The organism is Kitasatospora sp. NPDC058406, from assembly GCF_042722765.1.
In the GTDB taxonomy this organism is placed as follows: domain Bacteria; phylum Actinomycetota; class Actinomycetes; order Streptomycetales; family Streptomycetaceae; genus Kitasatospora.
Map to the genome: position 1 here is coordinate 1 of NZ_JBHXKE010000036.1, position 17531 is coordinate 17531.

Below are 17531 nucleotides of genomic sequence, written 5' to 3' on the forward strand. Positions count from 1 at the left end.
TCGGTCAGCCTCCTCCGGTCTTGCGGGGACGGGCGCGCTCGGGTCGGTGGCGGCCCGTCCATCCATGGTAACGTGGTCGTGCGGGCTCGGGTGTCCTGACGCCGCCGGCGTCAGCCCCGGCGGGGGTCGTCCCGGCCGTCGGGCGCGGGCGGTGCGCCCTCGCCGGTCATCCGGGCCTGAGGCGTCTCCCGCACGGGCGCGTCGCCGATCCCGCCGACCGGGCCGCCACCGGCGGCCGGGGTGTCCGCGCCGCCGACCGGGCCGCCGCTGCCGTCCGGCGCCAGCCGGCCGCGCCAGCCGCCGGTCTCCCGGCCCCGCTCCTCGATGAAGCCCTTGAAGCGCTTCAGGTCGCCCTTGACCTGCCGGTCCAGGACTCCCAGCATCGCGCCGGCCTTCTCGGCCATGCCGTGCGGCTCGAACTCCATGGCCAGACTCACCGTGGTGTGCGAGTCGTCGATGCGGTGGAACGTCACGACGCCCATCTGCTGGACGTCACCGCCCACCGTGCGCCATGCGATCCGCTCGTCGGGGAGCTGGTCGACGATCTCGGTGTCGAACTCGCGGCGGGCGCCTGCGACCTTCGTCGTCCAGTGGCAGTGCCGGTCGTCCGTCTGGCGGACCTCCTCGACTCCGTCCATGAAGCGCGGGAACTCCTCGAACTGCGTCCACTGGTTGTAGGCGTTGTGCAGCGGGACGTCCACGTCGATGGACTCCTTCACGGTGCTCACAACAGTCTCCTTCCGAATCGAGCGGCACAGCAGTTCCGTACCGTCGGAGCGCCTGCCCGCTGATCGGGCTGGTAATCAGACGAATCCGATGTCGCCCGACCGGACCGGCCCAGGAGGCGACGGCAGCGGGCCGCTCCCGCCCGGGAGACGGGGGGTCCCGGGACGGCGGCGGAGGCACGCGGCCCGCAGGTCAGCGGCCGACCTCACGGGCCCGGAAGTCCTCGACCGTCTCCCGGCGGATCAGCAGGCGGGCCCGGCCGTCACGGACCGCGGCGACGGCCGGGCGGCCGACCAGGTTGTAGCCGGAGGCCATCGAGAGCTGGTACGCGCCGGCCGCCGGGACGGCCAGCAGGTCACCGGCGCGCAGGTCGGCGGGCAGCCGGGCGTCCCGGACCAGGACGTCGCCCGCCTCGCAGTGCCGACCGACCACGTCGGCCCGGGCCGGCGGGGCGTCGGAGGACCGGCCCACCAGCCGGACGGTGTAGCGCGAGCCGTAGAGCGAGGGCCGCGGGTTGTCGCTCATGCCGCCGTCGACGGCGGCGAAGACCCGGCCGTCGGCGGTGTGCTTCACCGACAGCACGCGGTAGACCGCCACCCCGGCCGGCCCGACGATCGCGCGGCCCGGCTCGACCACCAGACGCGGCACGGCGAGGCCGGACTCGGCGCAGCGGGCGGCCAGCCGGGCGGTCACCCGGTCGGCGAAGTCCGCGGGGTCGAGCTCGTCGTCCCCCGGCAGGTACCGGATGCCGTGGCCGCCGCCGAGGTCCAGCTCGGGCAGTTCGACGCCGTGGCGGGCCCGTACCCCGGCCAGGAACCGCACGACGGTGTCCACGGCGGCGAGGTAGGGCTCGACCTCGGTGATCTGGGAACCCAGGTGGCAGTGGAGGCCGGCGAGGTCGAGGCCGGGCTGGGCCAGCACCCGGGCGACGGCGTCCGCCGCGTCGCCGCCGTCGATCGGGAAGCCGAACTTCTGGCCGCCGACGCCCGTGCGCACGGCCTCGTGATGACCGGCGGCGATCCCGGGGACCACGCGGACCAGCACCCGCTGCGGGGTGTCCGCCGCCACCAGGGCCGCCAGCCGGGAGATCTCCGACGGCCCGTCGATGACGATCCGGCCGACCCGGAGGCGGCGGGCGAGCCTCAGCTCCTCCGGGGTCTTGGCGTTGCCGTGCAGCACGATCCGCCGGGCCGGGAAGCCCGCCGCGACCGCCAGCCGGAGCTCACCGGCCGAGCAGACGTCCAGCCCGAGCCCCTCCTCGGAGACCCAGTCGGCCATCGCGCTGCACAGGAAGGCCTTGGCCGCGTAGAGCACGTCGGCCTGCGGCAGGGCCTGCCGGAAGGCGCGGGCACGGGCACGCACCTCGGCCTCGTCCAGGACGTAGAGGGGGGTGCCGAAGCGGTCGGCGGCCTCGGCCAGGGACACGCCCCCGACCGTCAGGTCCCCGCCGCGTCCCGGGCGCGCCGAGGCCGGCCAGGGTCCGGTGCCGACCGCTTCGGCCGCTCCCGTCCGGCCGACCGCCGAGGGGCCGGAGGGTCGGACGGAAGCGGCGGCCGGAGCGGCGCCGGGCGCGGGGAGGGCCGCGAGCGGGACCGCGAACGGGGCGGTGGCAGGGGCGGTGAACGGGGCGGTGACCTGCTTCGTCATGGCGTGCGGCTCCTGCTGTCAGGGTCTCGGGGTGCGGCGGGGCGGGCCTCGCGGGGGGCTGCGGACGGCGTCAGTCGACGTACCACATGGCGATCCGGCAGTGCGCCGCACGCCCGCGCGGCCGCCGGTCGGCGTCCACGGCCTCGTCCGCGCCCGGACCCGACGTCGGCCCCGCGCCCTCGCCCTCGCCCTCGCCCTCGCCCGCGCCCTCGCCCTCGCCCCGGACCGGGCGGATCTCACGGACCGGAGCCCGGTCGGCACGGCGCGCCGGGACGTTCCGGCCGGTCCCGTACGGCGGCCTCGCGACGGTGACGGCGGTGGCGACGGCCTGGATCTCACTCATGGGGGGCGTCCTTCCGGTGGGGTCGCGGGCACCGGTCGGGCGCCCGCAGTTCCAGTGGAGACCCGCCGCGGGCCGGGCGCCGCCCCCTTGACGCACGGTCTACGCCCACCGGCCCGTCCTTGACGCCTTCCTGACGCCCGGCGGCGCGGACGGGTGCGCCGCCGCCAGTCAGGGGCGCGGGGTGCGGAGCGCGGCGACCCGTTCGTCGCCCGGTGCCGCCCAGGTGAAGCGGTCGTGCTCGTCGCTGAGGGCGACCGGCTGCCCGGCGGGGACCCGGGCGGTGAAGACGTGCCGGCGCGCACGGAGGCCGTGGACGGTCGTGAAGTCGACGGCCCCGGCGTATCCCGTGAACTCGGCACCGGCGATGCCCGTCTCCTCGGCGAGCTCGCGCCGGGCGCCGTCCTCGACGTCCTCGCCCTCGTCGACGCTGCCGCCGGGGATCTCCCAGATCCCGGCCGGGATCTCGTCCGGGGAGCGGCGGACGAGCAGGATCCGTCCCTCCGGGTCGGTGACGATCACACCGACGACGGGGTACAGGATCCCCGCGTCGGGGGCGTCGGCCCCGTCCGCGGCGCGCCGCTCGGTGCCGGTGTGTCGCTGGGTGTCGGTCCCGGCCCGCTCCTCCGGCGTCACCGATTCCGCGCCGGTCTCCGCCGGTCGGGCCCAGGGCCTGGGGCCGTCGAGGTCCGCTGCGCCGGGACGCCCGCCCGTGTGCCGTCGCCGTGCCATGTGCGCCGCCGCCCCCCGTCGGTTCGCCTTCGCCGATCATCCCGGATCCGCGCGCGGGGCGGTAGTGGCTGCCCGCGGGGCCGTGGGCAGGAGCGGGGACGCACCGGAGGCACCGCACGGGGGTGCGCGGTGGGGTCGGACGCGGACCAGGGCCAGGCGCCGAGGCCGCCGCCCGGGCCCGGCGTGAGGCGACCGGCGTCCGGCGTCCGGCGTCCTCGCGCGACGTACCGGACGCCCGATGCCCGATGCCCGAAGGTGCAGCCGCGCCCGTGCGGGGAATTCAGACCTGCCTACCCCTTCACGCACACGCCTTCCGTTCCCGGACCGCGTCTGAAAAGATCGTCCGCTATCCGGTGACCGCTGTGCCGTGCGCCCCTGCCGGACGGGGCCGCCGCCGTCGCAACGTGGCCGCCCGGCGGCGCCCCGTGGAGGAGATGTGACCACCAAGGCCGGCGCCACCGCGCCCGTCCCGACCGACGCCCACCGGCCCGCGCCCTGGGTCCGCACCCGGCTGCGCTCGGCCCCCGTCGCCTCCCTGCTCACGGCCGTGCTCACGCTCCTCACCGTCTTCCTCGCGGTGGCCCTCCCGCGCGCCGCCGACCGGGGCGCGGACGGCGCGCTGCGGCAGTTCGTCCTGGACCGCGGCGTCAACGGGACCACCCTGCAGGCCGGCGTCGCTCCGCGGCCCGGCGAGGACGGCGCCCGACTCGACGCCCTGCGCGACCGGTTGGTCGAACAGATCACCCCGAACCTCCCGCTCACCCGGGACGGCGAGAACTACGGCACCCGCGCCCGGATCGACCGGCCGATGCTGAACGAGGGGTACGACCGCCCGCACGGCGACGCCCCCGTGCTCTCCGTGCTCTACCTGCACGGCCTGGCCGAGCACGCGACCCTGACCGAGGGCGTCTGGCCCGGCCCCTCGGCACCGGGCGAGCCCCTGCCCGTCGTCCTCAGCCGGGCCGCCGCCGAGACCGTCCACGCCGGGATCGGCGACCTCGTCGACAACGGCGGCCCGGCCCGCGCCCGGATCGTCGGGCTCTACCGCGCCGACGACCCCGACGACCGTTTCTGGGAGGTCCTCACCTGCCCGGAACGCGCCTGCCTGAAGATCCGGGAGGACGGCAGCATCCGGTGGGTGACCAGCGGGTTCACCGGTGGCGAGAACCTGTCCGCGCTGGCCGCCTGGGGCGAGGGCGGGGAGAACTTCTGGCGCCTGCCCATCGACCCCCACGCCCTGCGCGCGGACCGGCTCGCCGAGACGCGCTCCGCGCTCGCCTCGTACCTGTCCGGGCCCGGCTCCCTCAAGGTCGCCGAGGTGACCGACCGGCCCGAGCTCCAGTTCAGCACCTTCCTGACCGAGGTCCTCGCCGGCGCCACCACCCGGTACGAGGCCGCCGCCCCGCTCGCGGCGATCGGCCCGGCCGGCGTCGCGGGCGTCGCCACCGTGGTGCTCTGCCTGGCCGCCGCCCTCGCCGCCGACCGGCGCGCCACCGAGGTCCGGCTGCTCCGGGCCCGCGGCGCTTCACGCCCGGGCATCCTGCTGCGGCTGCTGGGCGAGGGCGCGGTGACCGTCCTGCCCGCCGCCGCCGTCGCCACCGCACTCGCGATGACGCTGCTGCCCACCCCCCGGTGGGGCGCGGCCGTACTCGCGGCCGTGACCGCCACCCTGCTCGCGGTCCTGGCCTTCCCGGTCCGGGCCGTCCTCCCCCTGGGCCGGGCCCGCACCGCCGCCGGTGGGAACGGCCGGCGGCGGATCGTCGGCGAACTCGCCGTCCTGGCCGTCACCGTCGCGGCCGTGGTCGAGGTCCGCCGGCGCGGCCTCGCCCCCGGTACCGGCACCGACCCGCTGTTGGTGACCGCGCCCCTGCTGCTCGCGCTCACCGGCGGCCTGCTGCTGGCCCGCGTCCAACCGCTCGTGGCCGGCCGGCTGGCCCTGCTCGCCCGGCACGGCCGCGGCCTGACCGGCTTCCTCGGCCTCGCCCGGGCCACCCGCGACGCCTCGGGCCGCCACCGGCCGGCGGTGCTGGCACCCCTCGCCCTGCTGCTGGCCGTCAGCACCGCCGGTTTCGGAACCACCGTGCTCGCCACCCTCGACGGCGTCCGGCTGCAGGCGGCCCGGACGGCCGTGGGCGGTGATGCCGCGGTGTCCGTCCCGCTCGACGCCACCCTCCCGGCGGCGTTCACCTCGGCCGCCTCGGCCATGCCGGGCGTGCGGGCCTCGACCGCGGTCCGGGTCGAGGGGCAGACCTACGTCCTGCGCTCCGGCCGGACCGCCCTCCAGGTCACCCTGGTGGTGGCCGAGCCAACCGCGTACGCCGAGATCGCCCGGACGACCGGCGCCGGCACCTTCGACCCCGCCGTGCTGGCCGGCCCGCACGGCGGCCCCGACACCCCGGTGCCCGCGCTGATCAGCACGGGCCTCGCCGGTGAACTGTCCGACGGCCCGCAGCGGTTGCGCGTCCCCGGCGGCGAACTGCTCACCGGCGTCGCGGGTCGCGTCGACGCCACTCCCGCGATCCCGGACGCCGTCCGCGCGTTCGTCGTCGTGCCCGCGGGACCCTCCGTCGCACGGGTTCCCGCGCTCGCGGGGGCCACCAGCTGGCTCGCCGCCGGCGACATCGACCCGGGCCGGCTCAGGTCCCTGGTCATGGAGCGCGGCCTCACCGAGGTGACCGGCGTGGCCGGACTCCTGCGCGAGGAGGCCCGGGCCGTCAGCGAGGACCCGGACAAGGTGCCCGCCGGGTACACGGTGCGCACCAGCGGCGAGGTGGACGCCGAACTCGCCGCCGACCCGCTCCAGCGCTCCGCCGCGCGGCTGTTCCGGTCCGCGGTCGCCGCCGGGGCCGGATTCGCGCTGCTCGCCGTCCTGATGACGCTGCTGCGGGCGTCCCCCGACCGTGCCGGGCTGCTCGCCCGGCTGCGCACCATGGGCCTGCGCCCCCGCCAGGGGCTGGCACTGATCATCACCGAGACGATCCCGCAGACCCTGGCGGCGGCGGTCTGCGGCGGGGTGGTCGCGGCGGCGGCGGTCGGACTCCTCGGCCCGGCGTTCGACCTGTCGCTGCTGGTCGGCTCCGAGGCCCGCGGCTCGCTCACCCCGCTCCTGATGCCGGTGCTGCTGCCCACCGCGGGCCTGGCCCTGCTGATCTGTGCGGGGGTGGTCCTGGAGGCGTTCGTGTCCGGCCGGCGTCAGATCGCCACCGAGCTGAGGGCGGGAGACCGGCCGACGGAGTAGCGGGCCCCTGCACGGCTAAAATGGGACAGCACACCCACGAGCTGGTCCGGCTGTGCTGCCGGTCGGTCCTGATCTCGGTCACCCGGCTTCGAAGGGCACCCCATGACGTCGGAGACCGCCTCGGTCGCGCCATCCGGGCAGGACTCGGTGGTCGTCGCCAGCTTCGACACCCACCAGCACGCCGAACGCATGCTGGCCTCGCTCGGGCGGGGCTTCCGCAAGAAGGCCGCAGGGGTGGGCACGACGGCGGTGGTCATCCGGGGGAACGCCGACGGCTCGCTGAGGCTGAACCAGTCCCGCGTGCTGACGGCCGGCGGCCTCACGGACGCGCTGTTCCGCGTCGCCCTCGCCTGGACGGTCGGGTTCATGGGTCTGGTCTCCACCCTGAAAGGGGCGAAGGTCGGGGCCCACGCGGCCGGAGTGCGCCAGAGGCACGTCGGATCCGACGCGCAGAGGATCCACAGCATCCTCGTGGAGGCCGGTCCCCGCGCCGCCATCGCGCTGGTGCGCTGCAAGGACGCGGAGACGCGGGGCCTGATCGCCGCGGCGGCCGCAGAACGCGCGAAGGACTGCTGGGACGGATCTCTCACGGAGTTTCTCGCCACCCTCGACCCCGGCCGTGCTCACGACTGGGTGCGCACCGCGGTCGGTGAGCCCTCCGAGGCCCACCGCGACCGGTGACCGCCAGCGCCGGCCCGGACCGGACACCCGCGCCGCCGAACAGCGCGATGCCGGCGTTGCCGTGTCCCCGGAGTCGGCCGACGGCCTCGACCTCGGTGGGGGCCCCTCGGAGCAGGCGACGTTCTCCCGGCTCCCCCTGCTGGGTCCCGCTGCGCCCACCGGAGGACGGACGACAAAAAGGCCGCCTTCGCATCTCTGCGAAAACGGCCCACACCCTGCATTTACGCTGAACAACAGGATTTGTCACCTGCGCCCCCCGACATCTCGGTAATCCCGTCATCTCCCGGCCGAACGGCTGGGCTGGGATTTCGCGATCACGAGTCGCAGAATCAGGGCTCCTGCTCCACTAGTCTGCACATGATCCTCCTCGCGATTGCGTCCTTCCGGTAAGTTCTCCGGCACCTTCCAGGTTACTCCGACAAGGGCGCATCCGGGTCCGCCCGGTGCACGAATTCCGTCGCACGGGCTCACGGCCGCGACGGATCGTCCGGTCGGGCCTCCCGGAACAGGCGCAGGCCGTGCCGGCCGACAGCCCCCGGATCCGGCCCGGTCCGGGTGCCGTGAGGCGGGAACCGGTGCGGCGCCGGGACACGGACGACGTCGATGACGCGCTCGTGGATCCGCGTGGAGCACGGCGGGGAAACCGGGCGAGGAAGGGGCCGCCGCGAGGCACCGGGACATTCGCACCGGCCGGCCGAAATTCCACGGTGGACCATTCGGAGGGCTTCGGCGGGCGCGCCCCGAAAAGATCCGCATCCGGCACGAGAGTTCGTAGACGACGGATCGATTCGGCCCGACGGACCAGGCCACCCCGACGCCCGCCCGCGAGGCGGCCGGACCGTTCGCCGGAGGCGTCCCACCATGAGGGTCGTCCGCAGGCGAGGGTGGGTCCGGACACGGTGCACGAGCGGCAGCGGCAGGAACGAGGGGCGGCATCGCGGCCCCGACCTCGCGGGGTTCGGGCGGCCGGCCGCACCAGCCGTCGACCCAGGGCCCCGACGGGCCCGCCGGGCATCCCCGGCGGGGACCGACCGCACGGGGCCCGTCGAAGGATCCGGCCACCGCGACCCCTCGCGGTTTCCGGCGGCGCACGAACAACACCCTGTTGATTCCGGCACCGTCCCCCGCGGGCCGCCACTGACCTGGGGCCCCTCCCGACGGGCGGCCTTTCTGTCGCCCGTCGCACGACCGGTACCGCGTCCGCGCCCCCTTGACCGGCGGTCAAGTGGTTCAAGTAATGTCGCCAGCCGGGGCCAGGCGCTCCGGATTTCTTTCGTGCTCAACCACGCGTCCCCGCTCATGATCCGTATCTACGGCTGGAGTACACGGCGATGACCGCGGCAACCGAGATCGGCGCTCGCTTCGCGTACCGCGTCTACCACTCACTTCTCCGCACCGAGAACGGCGGCATATGCCACGAAGAAATTGCCGATAACCTCGGCCTCGAACTCGACCAGGTCCACGAAGCCGTGGAGTGGCTGACCGGGAACGGCCTCCTCGACCGGGACTCGACCACCCCGGTCGCCACCCCGCAGAGCGTCCTGAGACGCCTGTTCGCCGATCAGCAGGAACGCATCACCGAGCTCACCCGCACCAACGACCTGATCGCCGACCTGACGAACGGGTTCCTGACCATGCCGGCGTCCGAGCGGGAGGGCCTGGCGGTCGAGGTCATCGCGTCCAGGGACCAACTGCGCCGAAGACTGGGGGACCTGCACGCGTCCAGCAGGTACGAGGTGTCGCTGATGCTGCCGACGCTGACCGAACAGGAGTCCCTGGAACTCTGCCTCCGCGAGGACGTCGAACTGCTCAGACGGGGAGTCCGCTACCGGCTCATCGCGCCGTCCTCGGCCCTCGACAGCCCGGCCGCCACCGCGTACGTGAGTGCACTCCAGGAGTCCGGCGCCGAGATCAGGACCGCCGAGTCGCTGCCGCTGCGCCTGGTCATCCTCGACCGGGAGAAGGTCGCCACCCAGTCGCACCTCGAAGGGCTGCGCCGGAACGTGGTGATCAACGGCGGCCTGCTGGCCCAGATCTTCACCCGGGTCTTCGAGCACAGCTGGTCCACCGCCGCACCGTACACCCGCCGGCGCAGGACCACCGGTTCGGCGCCGGTCCTCACCGACACCCACAGGCTGGTGCTGCGCATGATGGCCGCCGGGGCCACCGACAAGTCCATCGCCCGTCATCTCGGGTACTCCGACCGGACGGTGCGGCGTTTCGTCGCCGACATCCTCCGCGTTCTGGAGACCGACAACAGACTCACGGGCATGGTGCGGGCCACCCGACTCGGACTTCTCGAACAGGAAGCAATGGCGCCGTGAAATCCGGGTGCCTCCCCGCTTCCGGCCGCGGCAGTCGCCATTCGGCGGAAACTCCCGTTCCGGAAAGTTCCCTTCCGGAAATCCCCCTTCCGGAAAAAGCCGTTCCGGAAAAGTCCGGCCCCGGGAGGGGCGTTCCGGAGACGGACGTTCCGGAGGCGAACGCCCTCAGAGCAGTCCCCGTTCGAAGGCGATCCGCGCGGCGTCGAACCGATTCCTCCCGTCGAGCTTCCTCATCGCGCACGAGGTGAGGTTGCGAACCGTTCCCGTCGCCAGATAGAGCTCGCGGGCCACCTCCTTCACCGAGGCGCCCGTCGCGGTGAGCCGGAGTATCTCGCGCTCGCGGTTGCTCAGGACCTGATCGGCGACCGGCGCCCGGGGGGACGGCTGCGCGGACGCGGTCGCCCGGCCGCCCGCGGCGGCGGCCCGGATGGCGTCGACCAGGCGGGGGATCCTCGTCTGCTTCGGGATGACCCCGAGGACCCCCGCCGACACGGCACGGTCCACCAGAGCCCTGGTGGGCCGTGCCGTCATGATGACGACCCGGCAGTCGGGCAGCCGCTTGCCCAGCTCCCGCACCAGACGGAAGCCGCCCTGCGCGGTGCCCATCCCCAGCACGGCCACGTCGGGCCGCCGGCGCACCGCCATCGGGACGATCAGCGAGCTCCTGCTCACCGCGCCGACGACCTCGAAGTCGGACACGGCCGCGAGCACCTCGGCGATCGCCTCCAGGGGAAGCAGGTGCTCGTCGGCTATCAACACACGGATGGTCATCACTAGGTCCCCCCTGGGATCCCGTGAACGGAACTCATGGTGATCGATCCGGTCCGCGCCCAGTGTGTGGCCGGCCCGCCGACCCCGTCGACGGATCCGGACGTCCGCGAGCGGACATGTCCTCAGCAGGACTGGCGGATCCGGGGCCTGCCTGCTGGACCTTTGCGGGTCTACGCGTGTCACTGGTGACCCTTCAACGTATCCCGGCTCCCCCGCCGACCCGACCTTCCCGGCGCATGGACGTGACAAGTGTCAGTAAAAGCAGGTCAAAGCCTTGTCCGCCGCAACCGGCCCGGACCACCATGCGCACTGGTGATCGACGGCCGTCGCGGTGTGCGTCCGCGCCGACGCCGGTCCGTCGTCCGCCCCGTGACCCCTCACCGCCGTCCGCATCGCCCCGCACGGGTACGCCGGCCCCCCGGCGTCCGCCCCCCAGGCACCGCACGACCGGCCCGACCGGGCCGCCTCTCCCCGCACGCGACGACCCTCACCCGCCGCACGCGCTCCGGGCCTCACCCGCCCGGGCCGGGCGACCTCACCGTCCCCGGCCCGTCCCCGGCCCATCGCCCCCGGAGCGAGCCGACACGTGCCCGCCCGGACACCCGTCCGACGGACGCCTCCGTGCCCACGCACCCCGCTCACCCACGCACCTGCCCGCCCGCGCACCTGCCGCCCGGGGAGCCGGCTCCCGACCGAGCCGGCTCACCACGGATGCCGAGGAAGAGGACATGCACGCAGATCACGTGGTCCAGGACCCGACCCAGGCCCTGGCCGTCATCGGCATGGCAGGACGGTTCCCCGGAGCCCCGGACGTCGAGAGCTTCTGGCGCCTGCTGCTGGAAGAGGGCGACGCCATCCGCCCCGTCCCCGCCACCCGCTGGGACGCCACCGCGCAACTCGACCCGCAGCGGGAGATCCAGGCCGTCGGCGGATTCCTCGACGACGTCGACCGGTTCGACGCCACCTTCTTCGGCATCTCCCCCCGGGAGGCCGAGATGCTCGACCCCCAGCAGCGGCTGATGCTGGAGACCGCGTGGCGGGCCCTGGAGGACGCCGGGACACCCGCCCGCACGCTGGCCGGCACCCGGACCGGCGTCTACGTGGGCGCGGGGTGGCACGACTACGAGCACGTCGGCCGGAAGAGCGGCAGCGGCGTCACCCAGCACACCGCCCCCGGCTACGCGCTCGACATGATCGCCGCCCGGGTCTCCTACTTCCTCGGGCTCACCGGGCCCAGCCTGGTCGTCGAGACCGGATGCTCCTCCGCGCTCGTGGCGGCGCACCTCGCCGCCCAGGCGCTCCGCGCCGGCGAGGTCGACGCCGCGATCGTGGGCGGCGTCGCCCTGATGCTCGATCCGACCGCGTCGATCGGCCTCACCCACTTCGGCGGGCTCTCGCCGGACGGCCGCTGCAAGGCCTTCGGCGCCGGGGCGAACGGCTTCGTGCGCGGCGAGGGCGTCGGCGCCCTGTACGTGAAGACCGTCGCCCGCGCGCTGGCGGACGGCGACCGGATCCACGGTGTCATCGCGGGCACCGCCGTCAACAACGACGGGGGCGGGCAGAGCGTCGTCTCGCCGAGCCCGGGGGGTCAGGAGCAGCTGCTCCGCGACGCCTACCGGCACTGGGGCATCCCGGCCGACCGGGTGGCGTACCTGGAGGCGCACGGCACCGGCACCGCACTCGGCGACCCCATCGAGGCCGGTGCGGCCGGCCGGGTCCTGGGGCAGGCCCGCAGCGCGGACGCGGGCCCGCTGCCCATCGGGTCGGTGAAGACCAACATCGGCCACCTGGAGGCCGCCGCCGGCATCCCGGGGCTGTTCAAGGCCCTGCTCTCGCTCCGGCACGGGGTCGTGCCGCCGAGCCTGCACTCCGCCGAGCTCAACCCCGAGATCGCGTTCGACGAACTCAACCTGCGGGTCGTCCGGGAGCCCCTGCCGCTGCCGGCCCGGGACCAGGCCTTCATCGGGGTGAGCAGCTTCGGGTGGGGCGGCACCAACGCCCACGTGGTGCTGACCCGGGCGCCCGCCCCCGAGCACCCCGCGCCCTCGTCAGCCTCCTCCGCTTCCTCCCCCGGGCCGGGCGCACCGGTCCTGCTGCCGCTGTCGGCACACTCGGAACCGGCGCTGGCGCAGCGGGCCCGGGACCTCCGGGACGCGCTGGCCTCCGGCGCCCACCCGCTCCCGGCGCTCGCCGGCACGCTGGCCTGGCAGCGCGACCAGCTCCCGGTCCGGGCGGCCTTCACCGCCGCGGACGCCGCCGAGGCCGTCGCGCAGCTGGACCGGCTCGCCGCCGACCCCGGCTCCCCCGGGCCCGAGGTGTTCACCGGGCGCGCCGCGGACCGGGGCCGCACCGCCTTCGTCTTCCCCGGGCAGGGCTCGCAGTGGCACGGCATGGGCCGTGAACTCCTGGCGTCCGACCCGGTGTTCGCCGCGGTGATCCACCGCTGCGCCGAGGCCCTGGAGCCGTACGTCGACTGGGACCTGGCGCGGGTCGTGTCGGGCGAGGCCGGCGAGGAGTGGCTGTCGCGGATCGACATGCTGCAGCCGACCCTGTGGGCGGTCTCGCTGGGCCTGTGCGAGGTGTGGCGGGCGGCGGGCGTGGTCCCGGACGTGGTGATCGGCCACAGCCAGGGGGAGGTGACCGCGGCCACGGCGGCGGGCATCCTGTCGTACGAGGACGGCGCGATGGTGGTGGCCCGCCGCAGCGCCATCGCCCGGCGCACCTCGGGCCGGGGCCGGATGCTGGCGGTGGACCTCGACCTCGACGCCGCCAAGGCCGCGCTGTCCGGGTTCGAGGAGGGCGTGTCCCTCGCCGTGAACAACGGGCCCAACAGCTGCGTGCTCTCCGGGGACACCGAACTGGTCCTGGCGCTCCAGGAGTTGCTGGAGGCGGAGGGGACGTTCTGCCGCCTGGTCAACGTGGACTACGCCTCGCACAGCCCGCAGATGGACGAGCTGGAGGACGACCTGCTGGCGGCCCTGCGGACGGTGCGTCCGGGCCGGGGCGACGTCGAGCTGATGTCGACGGTGCGGGTGGCCTCGGTGGAGGGCCCCGAGCTGGACGCCCGGTACTGGATGGACAACCTGCGCCGGCCGGTGATGTTCGCCGACGCGATGGAGCGCCTCTTCGACACCGGTGTCACCCACGTCGTGGAGATCAGCCCGCACCCGGTGCTCGCCCCGTCCCTGGAACAGCTGGCGGCGCAGCGTCCGGTCCCGCCGCAGGTGCTGTCGACCCTGCGGCGCGACCGGAGCTCGTCGGAGCTGGTCCGGGAGGCGCTGGCCCGGGCCTACGTCAGCGGTCTCGAACCGTTCCACGGGCTGCCGCGGGACGCCTGGGCGCCGGTGCCGCCGTATCCGTGGCAGCGCACCTCCCACTGGGTGGAGACGGTCCGGCGGCGCACGGCTCACGGCGCCGGGGACGACCTGGTGCTGATCCCCTCGATGGCCGAGCAGGGCGCCTGGAACGGGACGCTGGAGCTGGCCCCGGCGGACATCCCCTGGGTGCGCGACCACCGGGTGTACGACGCGGTGGTGCTGCCCGGCACGGGGATGCTGGAGCTGGCGCTGCGGACGGCGCTGGCGCGGACCGGCGGCCCGCACCGCACGCTCGCGGACGTCTCCTTCCACAGCGATCTGACGCTCACCGAGGAACCGGTGACGGTCGGTCTGGGCTGGCGGGACGACCTCACCGGCGGCGGCAGCTTCACCCTCTCCTCGCTGGAGGCGGGCGCGCACGGCTGGGTGCGGCACGCCTCGGCGCGGGTGCTGGCGGACGACACGGCCACGGGCGTGCCGGCCTTCCCCGGGCAGCTGCTGGGCCTGGCCGCCGTGCCGGCCGCGGAGTTCTACGCGGACTGCGCGGCTCGGGGGCTGAACTACGGTCCGGCGTTCCAGGGCGTGGTGGAGCTGCGCGGTGGTGCGGAGGAGAGCCTGGCGGAGGTCCGGCTGCCGGACGGCTGCCTGGCCGGCGGCCACCCGCACCGGCTCCATCCGGCGCTGTGGGACGGCGCGCTCCAGGCCTCCGTCCCGCTCTACCCGGGTGAGGAGGCGGCCGTCCCGGTCGGGGTGCACCGCGTCCACCTGCACCAGGACCTGGCCGGGCCGGTCACCGCGCTGTGGTCGCACGCGGTGCGGCGCGACCGGAGCAGGGTCGACCTGTTCCTGTTCGACGCGGACCGCCGGCCGCTGATGACGCTGGAGGGGCTCCGGATGCAGACCCTCGCGGCGACGGCCGACCCGTCCGTCGCGGACGCCGACCGGGTGCACCGGCTGGAGTACCGGCCGGAGGCCCGCGCGGGCGCGGAGGGCGGCGGGGCCGCCGGGTTCACCGGCCGCTGGGCGGTCTGCACGGTCGGCGCACCCGGCGCACCCGGTGACCCGGCGGCCGGGGAGCTGGTCGGGGCCCTGGGTGCGCGGGGCGGCGGCGCCGTGGTCCGCACGGTCACCGGCGAGGAGGCCGCGCGGACCGAGGCGTGGGCGCAGGAGCTGGGCTCGGTCGAGGAGTTGGGCGGGGTGGTCTTCCTGGCCCCGCGCGCCGACGCCGGACCGCGGGCCCGGCGCGAGGGCCTGGCGGCGCTGGCCGCGCTGGTCCGGGCCTGCACGTCCCGCCCGCTGGTCCCCCGGCTGGCCGTGGTCACGGCCGACGCGCAGCCCGTGCCGGCGGTGGCCGGTGACTGCGACCCCGGGGCGGCCCTCTACTGGGGCTTCGGCCGGGTGCTCCGCCGTGAGCACCCCGAGCTGCGGTCCGTGCTCGTCGACGTCGGGTCCGCGGACGGCGGCTGGTCGGCGGACTGCGCCGCGGAGCTGCTCGCGGCCGAGGGCGCGGACCAGGTGGTGCTGCGCGGTGGGGAGCGGCTGGTCGGCCGGCTGGTGCGGGGAGCGGGTACGCCGGAGGACGCCGGGCAGGACCCGGCGCGGCCGGCCTGGCGCTCCGTGGAGCAGCAGCCCTTCCGGCTCGCGCCCTCTCACCAGGGCACCTGGGACGGGCTGGCGTTCCGTCCGCTGGAGCGGCGCGCGCCCGGCCCCGGGGAGGTCGAGATCGCGGTCAGCGCGGCCGCGCTGAACTTCATCGACGTGATGAAGGTGATGGGCACCTACCCCGACCCGACGGCCGACGCCCGGCTGCTCGGCCTGGACGGTGTGGGCGTGGTCACCCGGACGGGCGAGGGGGTGTCGCGCTTCGCCCCCGGCGACCGGGTCGTCGCGTGCACCGCCGGCGGGTCGCTCGCCTCGCACCAGACGGTGCGGGCCGATCACGCCCACCCTGTGCCGGAGTCGATGGACGACGCCACCGCGGCGGCGATCCCGGCGGTGACCATCACCGCCTGGTACGGGCTGCGGCACCTCGCCGGGCTGGCCCCCGGCGAGACGGTGCTGATCCACTCGGCGGCCGGGGGGCTGGGTCTGGCGGCGATCGAGGTGGCCCGGCTGCTCGGGGCCGAGGTCGTCGCGACGGCGGGCAGCGAGGAGAAGCGCCGCCGGCTCCGGGAGCTCGGCATCCGGCACGTCTTCGACTCCCGGGACCTCTCCTGGGCGGAGGAGGTGCGCGCGGCCACCGACGGACGCGGCGTGGACGTCGTCCTCAACTCGCTGACCGGCGCGGCGATTCCGCTGGGCCTGGAGGTCCTGGCGGAGGGCGGGCGCTTCGTCGAGGTGGGCAAGCAGGACATCTACGGCGGGCGCACGCTGAGCCTCGGCGCGTTCCGCAAGGGCATCGGTCTGGCCTCGCTGGACCTCGCCGGTGTGATCGCCCGCCGTCCCGCGCTGTTCACCCGGCTGTTCGCCGAGGTGTGGGAGCGGGTCGGCGCGGGCGAGCTGGGGGCGGTCCCGCTGCTGCGGTACACCTTCGCGCAGGCCCCCGAGGCGCTGCGCGAGATGTCACGCGGCAACCACATCGGCAAGTTCGTGCTGTCGGACCCCGCCACGGTCACCTCGGTGGCTCCGGAACCGCTGCGGGACGGCCGTTTCCGGGGAGACGGCACCTATCTGCTCACCGGTGGCCTCGGCGCCCTCGGCCTGTCGCTGGCGGAGTTCCTGGCGGAGCGCGGAGCGGGCCGGCTGGCGCTGGTCGGGCGCTCGGCCCCGTCGGCGGAGGCGGTGGCGCGGATCGAGGCCGTCCGGGCGCTCGGCGTGGAGGTGGAGACCTTCCGGGCCGACGTCGCCGACCCGGAGGCGGTGCGCCGGGTCCGGGCGCAGCTGCCGCCGCTCCGCGGGGTGGTGCACGCGGCCGGTCTGCTGGACGACGCCACCGTCCAGAACCTGACGCCGGAGCAGCTGCGGCGGGTGCTGGCGCCCAAGGTGGACGGCGCGCTCAACCTGGACGCGGCCACCGAGGGCGACCCGCTGGACTTCTTCCTGCTGTTCTCGTCGGCGGCGGCGCTGTTCGGCAACGCCGGGCAGGCGGCCTACGCGGCGGGCAACGCCTTCATGGACGCGCTCGCGGTGGCCCGGCGCCGGCGCGGACTCCCCGCGCTGAGCGTGCAGTGGGGCCCGTTCACCGATGTCGGTCTGGCCGCCCGGGAGGACAACCGGGGTGCCCGGCTGGCGGAACGCGGGATGGCCGGCTTCACCACCGGGGAGGCGTGGCGGGCCCTGGAGGGGTTCCTCGGCGGGGACGAGCAGGTCGTCGCGTACGTGCCGATCGACCTGCGGCAGTACCTGGAGGCGTACCCGGACACCGCGACCCTGGAGAGCTGGGGCGCACTGCGGGAGCTGGCCCGGCACGGGAGCACCACGACGGCCGGTGCGGCGTTCCTCGCCGAGCTGCGGTCCGTCCCGCAGGACCGGTGGCAGGAACTCCTGGAGGCCAAGGTGCAGGAACTGGCCGGCCGGGTGCTGCGGCTGGACGCCGGGGCGATCGACCGGGACACGCCGTTCAAGTCGCTCGGGCTGGATTCGCTGATGGGGCTCGAACTGCGCAACCGGCTGGAGGCGGCGTTCGGGCTGCGGCTGTCGCCGACCCTGCTGTGGACGTACGGCACCGCCCGGACGCTCTCCACGGTGCTGGTCGAGCGGCTGCTCGGTGACCCGGCGGCCGGCGAGGACGCCGCCACGGACGGCGAGGGCTGAGG

8 protein-coding genes and 1 pseudogene are annotated in these 17531 nt (G+C 75.3%); 4 read left to right on the plus strand and 5 right to left on the minus strand.

The genetic code is table 11. The features are described 5' to 3' along the window. Positions 1-275: 275 nt before the first annotated feature. The 4 genes and pseudogenes from ACFWOG_RS10175 to ACFWOG_RS10190 form a co-directional block, all read right to left on the minus strand. Positions 276-728: pseudogene (locus ACFWOG_RS10175) on the minus strand (SRPBCC family protein); the annotation flags it as partial. Positions 729-918: 190 nt separating this feature from the next. Continuing rightward, positions 919-2373 carry a diaminopimelate decarboxylase gene (gene lysA / locus ACFWOG_RS10180; RefSeq protein ID WP_329948489.1) on the minus strand — a complete coding sequence of 485 codons (1455 nt, stop codon included), beginning with the start codon at positions 2371-2373 and terminating at the stop codon, positions 919-921. A 70-nt stretch (positions 2374-2443) separates the two neighbouring features. Beyond that, positions 2444-2716 (minus strand): hypothetical protein, encoded by a 273-nt coding sequence (locus tag ACFWOG_RS10185; protein ID WP_380356647.1) that lies wholly within the window; start codon positions 2714-2716, stop codon positions 2444-2446. A 168-nt stretch (positions 2717-2884) separates the two neighbouring features. Then, complete coding sequence (locus ACFWOG_RS10190; protein WP_380356650.1) at positions 2885-3349, minus strand: NUDIX hydrolase; 465 nt, start codon at positions 3347-3349, stop codon at positions 2885-2887. 532 nt (positions 3350-3881) lie between these two features. Here ACFWOG_RS10190 and ACFWOG_RS10195 point away from each other — a divergent pair. From ACFWOG_RS10195 to ACFWOG_RS10205, 3 genes are all read left to right on the plus strand, one after another. Further along, positions 3882-6683: a hypothetical protein gene (locus tag ACFWOG_RS10195; protein ID WP_380356653.1), complete on the plus strand. Its 2802-nt coding sequence runs from the start codon at positions 3882-3884 to the stop codon at positions 6681-6683. 102 nt (positions 6684-6785) lie between these two features. Then, positions 6786-7364, plus strand: a complete 579-nt coding sequence (locus ACFWOG_RS10200) for a hypothetical protein (RefSeq protein WP_380356656.1) — start codon at positions 6786-6788, stop codon at positions 7362-7364. 1331 nt (positions 7365-8695) lie between these two features. After that, positions 8696-9688 (plus strand): LuxR C-terminal-related transcriptional regulator, encoded by a 993-nt coding sequence (locus tag ACFWOG_RS10205; RefSeq protein WP_329881443.1) that lies wholly within the window; start codon positions 8696-8698, stop codon positions 9686-9688. A 165-nt stretch (positions 9689-9853) separates the two neighbouring features. Here the strand turns inward: ACFWOG_RS10205 and ACFWOG_RS10210 are convergent, their stop codons facing one another. Continuing rightward, positions 9854-10459: a response regulator transcription factor gene (locus ACFWOG_RS10210; protein WP_329881444.1), complete on the minus strand. Its 606-nt coding sequence runs from the start codon at positions 10457-10459 to the stop codon at positions 9854-9856. 728 nt (positions 10460-11187) lie between these two features. Between ACFWOG_RS10210 and ACFWOG_RS10215 the strand changes: the two genes are divergently transcribed. Beyond that, complete coding sequence (locus ACFWOG_RS10215; RefSeq protein WP_380356661.1) at positions 11188-17529, plus strand: SDR family NAD(P)-dependent oxidoreductase; 6342 nt, start codon at positions 11188-11190, stop codon at positions 17527-17529. The last annotated feature ends 2 nt before the right edge of the window (positions 17530-17531 follow it).

Excerpts from the sequence above, each read along its gene's own strand:
- ACFWOG_RS10215 (WP_380356661.1), top strand. The coding sequence starts at position 11,188 with ATGCACGCAGATCACGTGGTCCAGGACCCGACCCAGGCCCTGGCCGTC.
- lysA (WP_329948489.1), bottom strand. The coding sequence starts at position 2,373 with ATGACGAAGCAGGTCACCGCCCCGTTCACCGCCCCTGCCACCGCCCCG.
- ACFWOG_RS10200 (WP_380356656.1), top strand. The coding sequence starts at position 6,786 with ATGACGTCGGAGACCGCCTCGGTCGCGCCATCCGGGCAGGACTCGGTG.
- ACFWOG_RS10205 (WP_329881443.1), top strand. The coding sequence starts at position 8,696 with ATGACCGCGGCAACCGAGATCGGCGCTCGCTTCGCGTACCGCGTCTAC.
- ACFWOG_RS10210 (WP_329881444.1), bottom strand. The coding sequence starts at position 10,459 with ATGACCATCCGTGTGTTGATAGCCGACGAGCACCTGCTTCCCCTGGAG.
- ACFWOG_RS10185 (WP_380356647.1), bottom strand. The coding sequence starts at position 2,716 with ATGAGTGAGATCCAGGCCGTCGCCACCGCCGTCACCGTCGCGAGGCCG.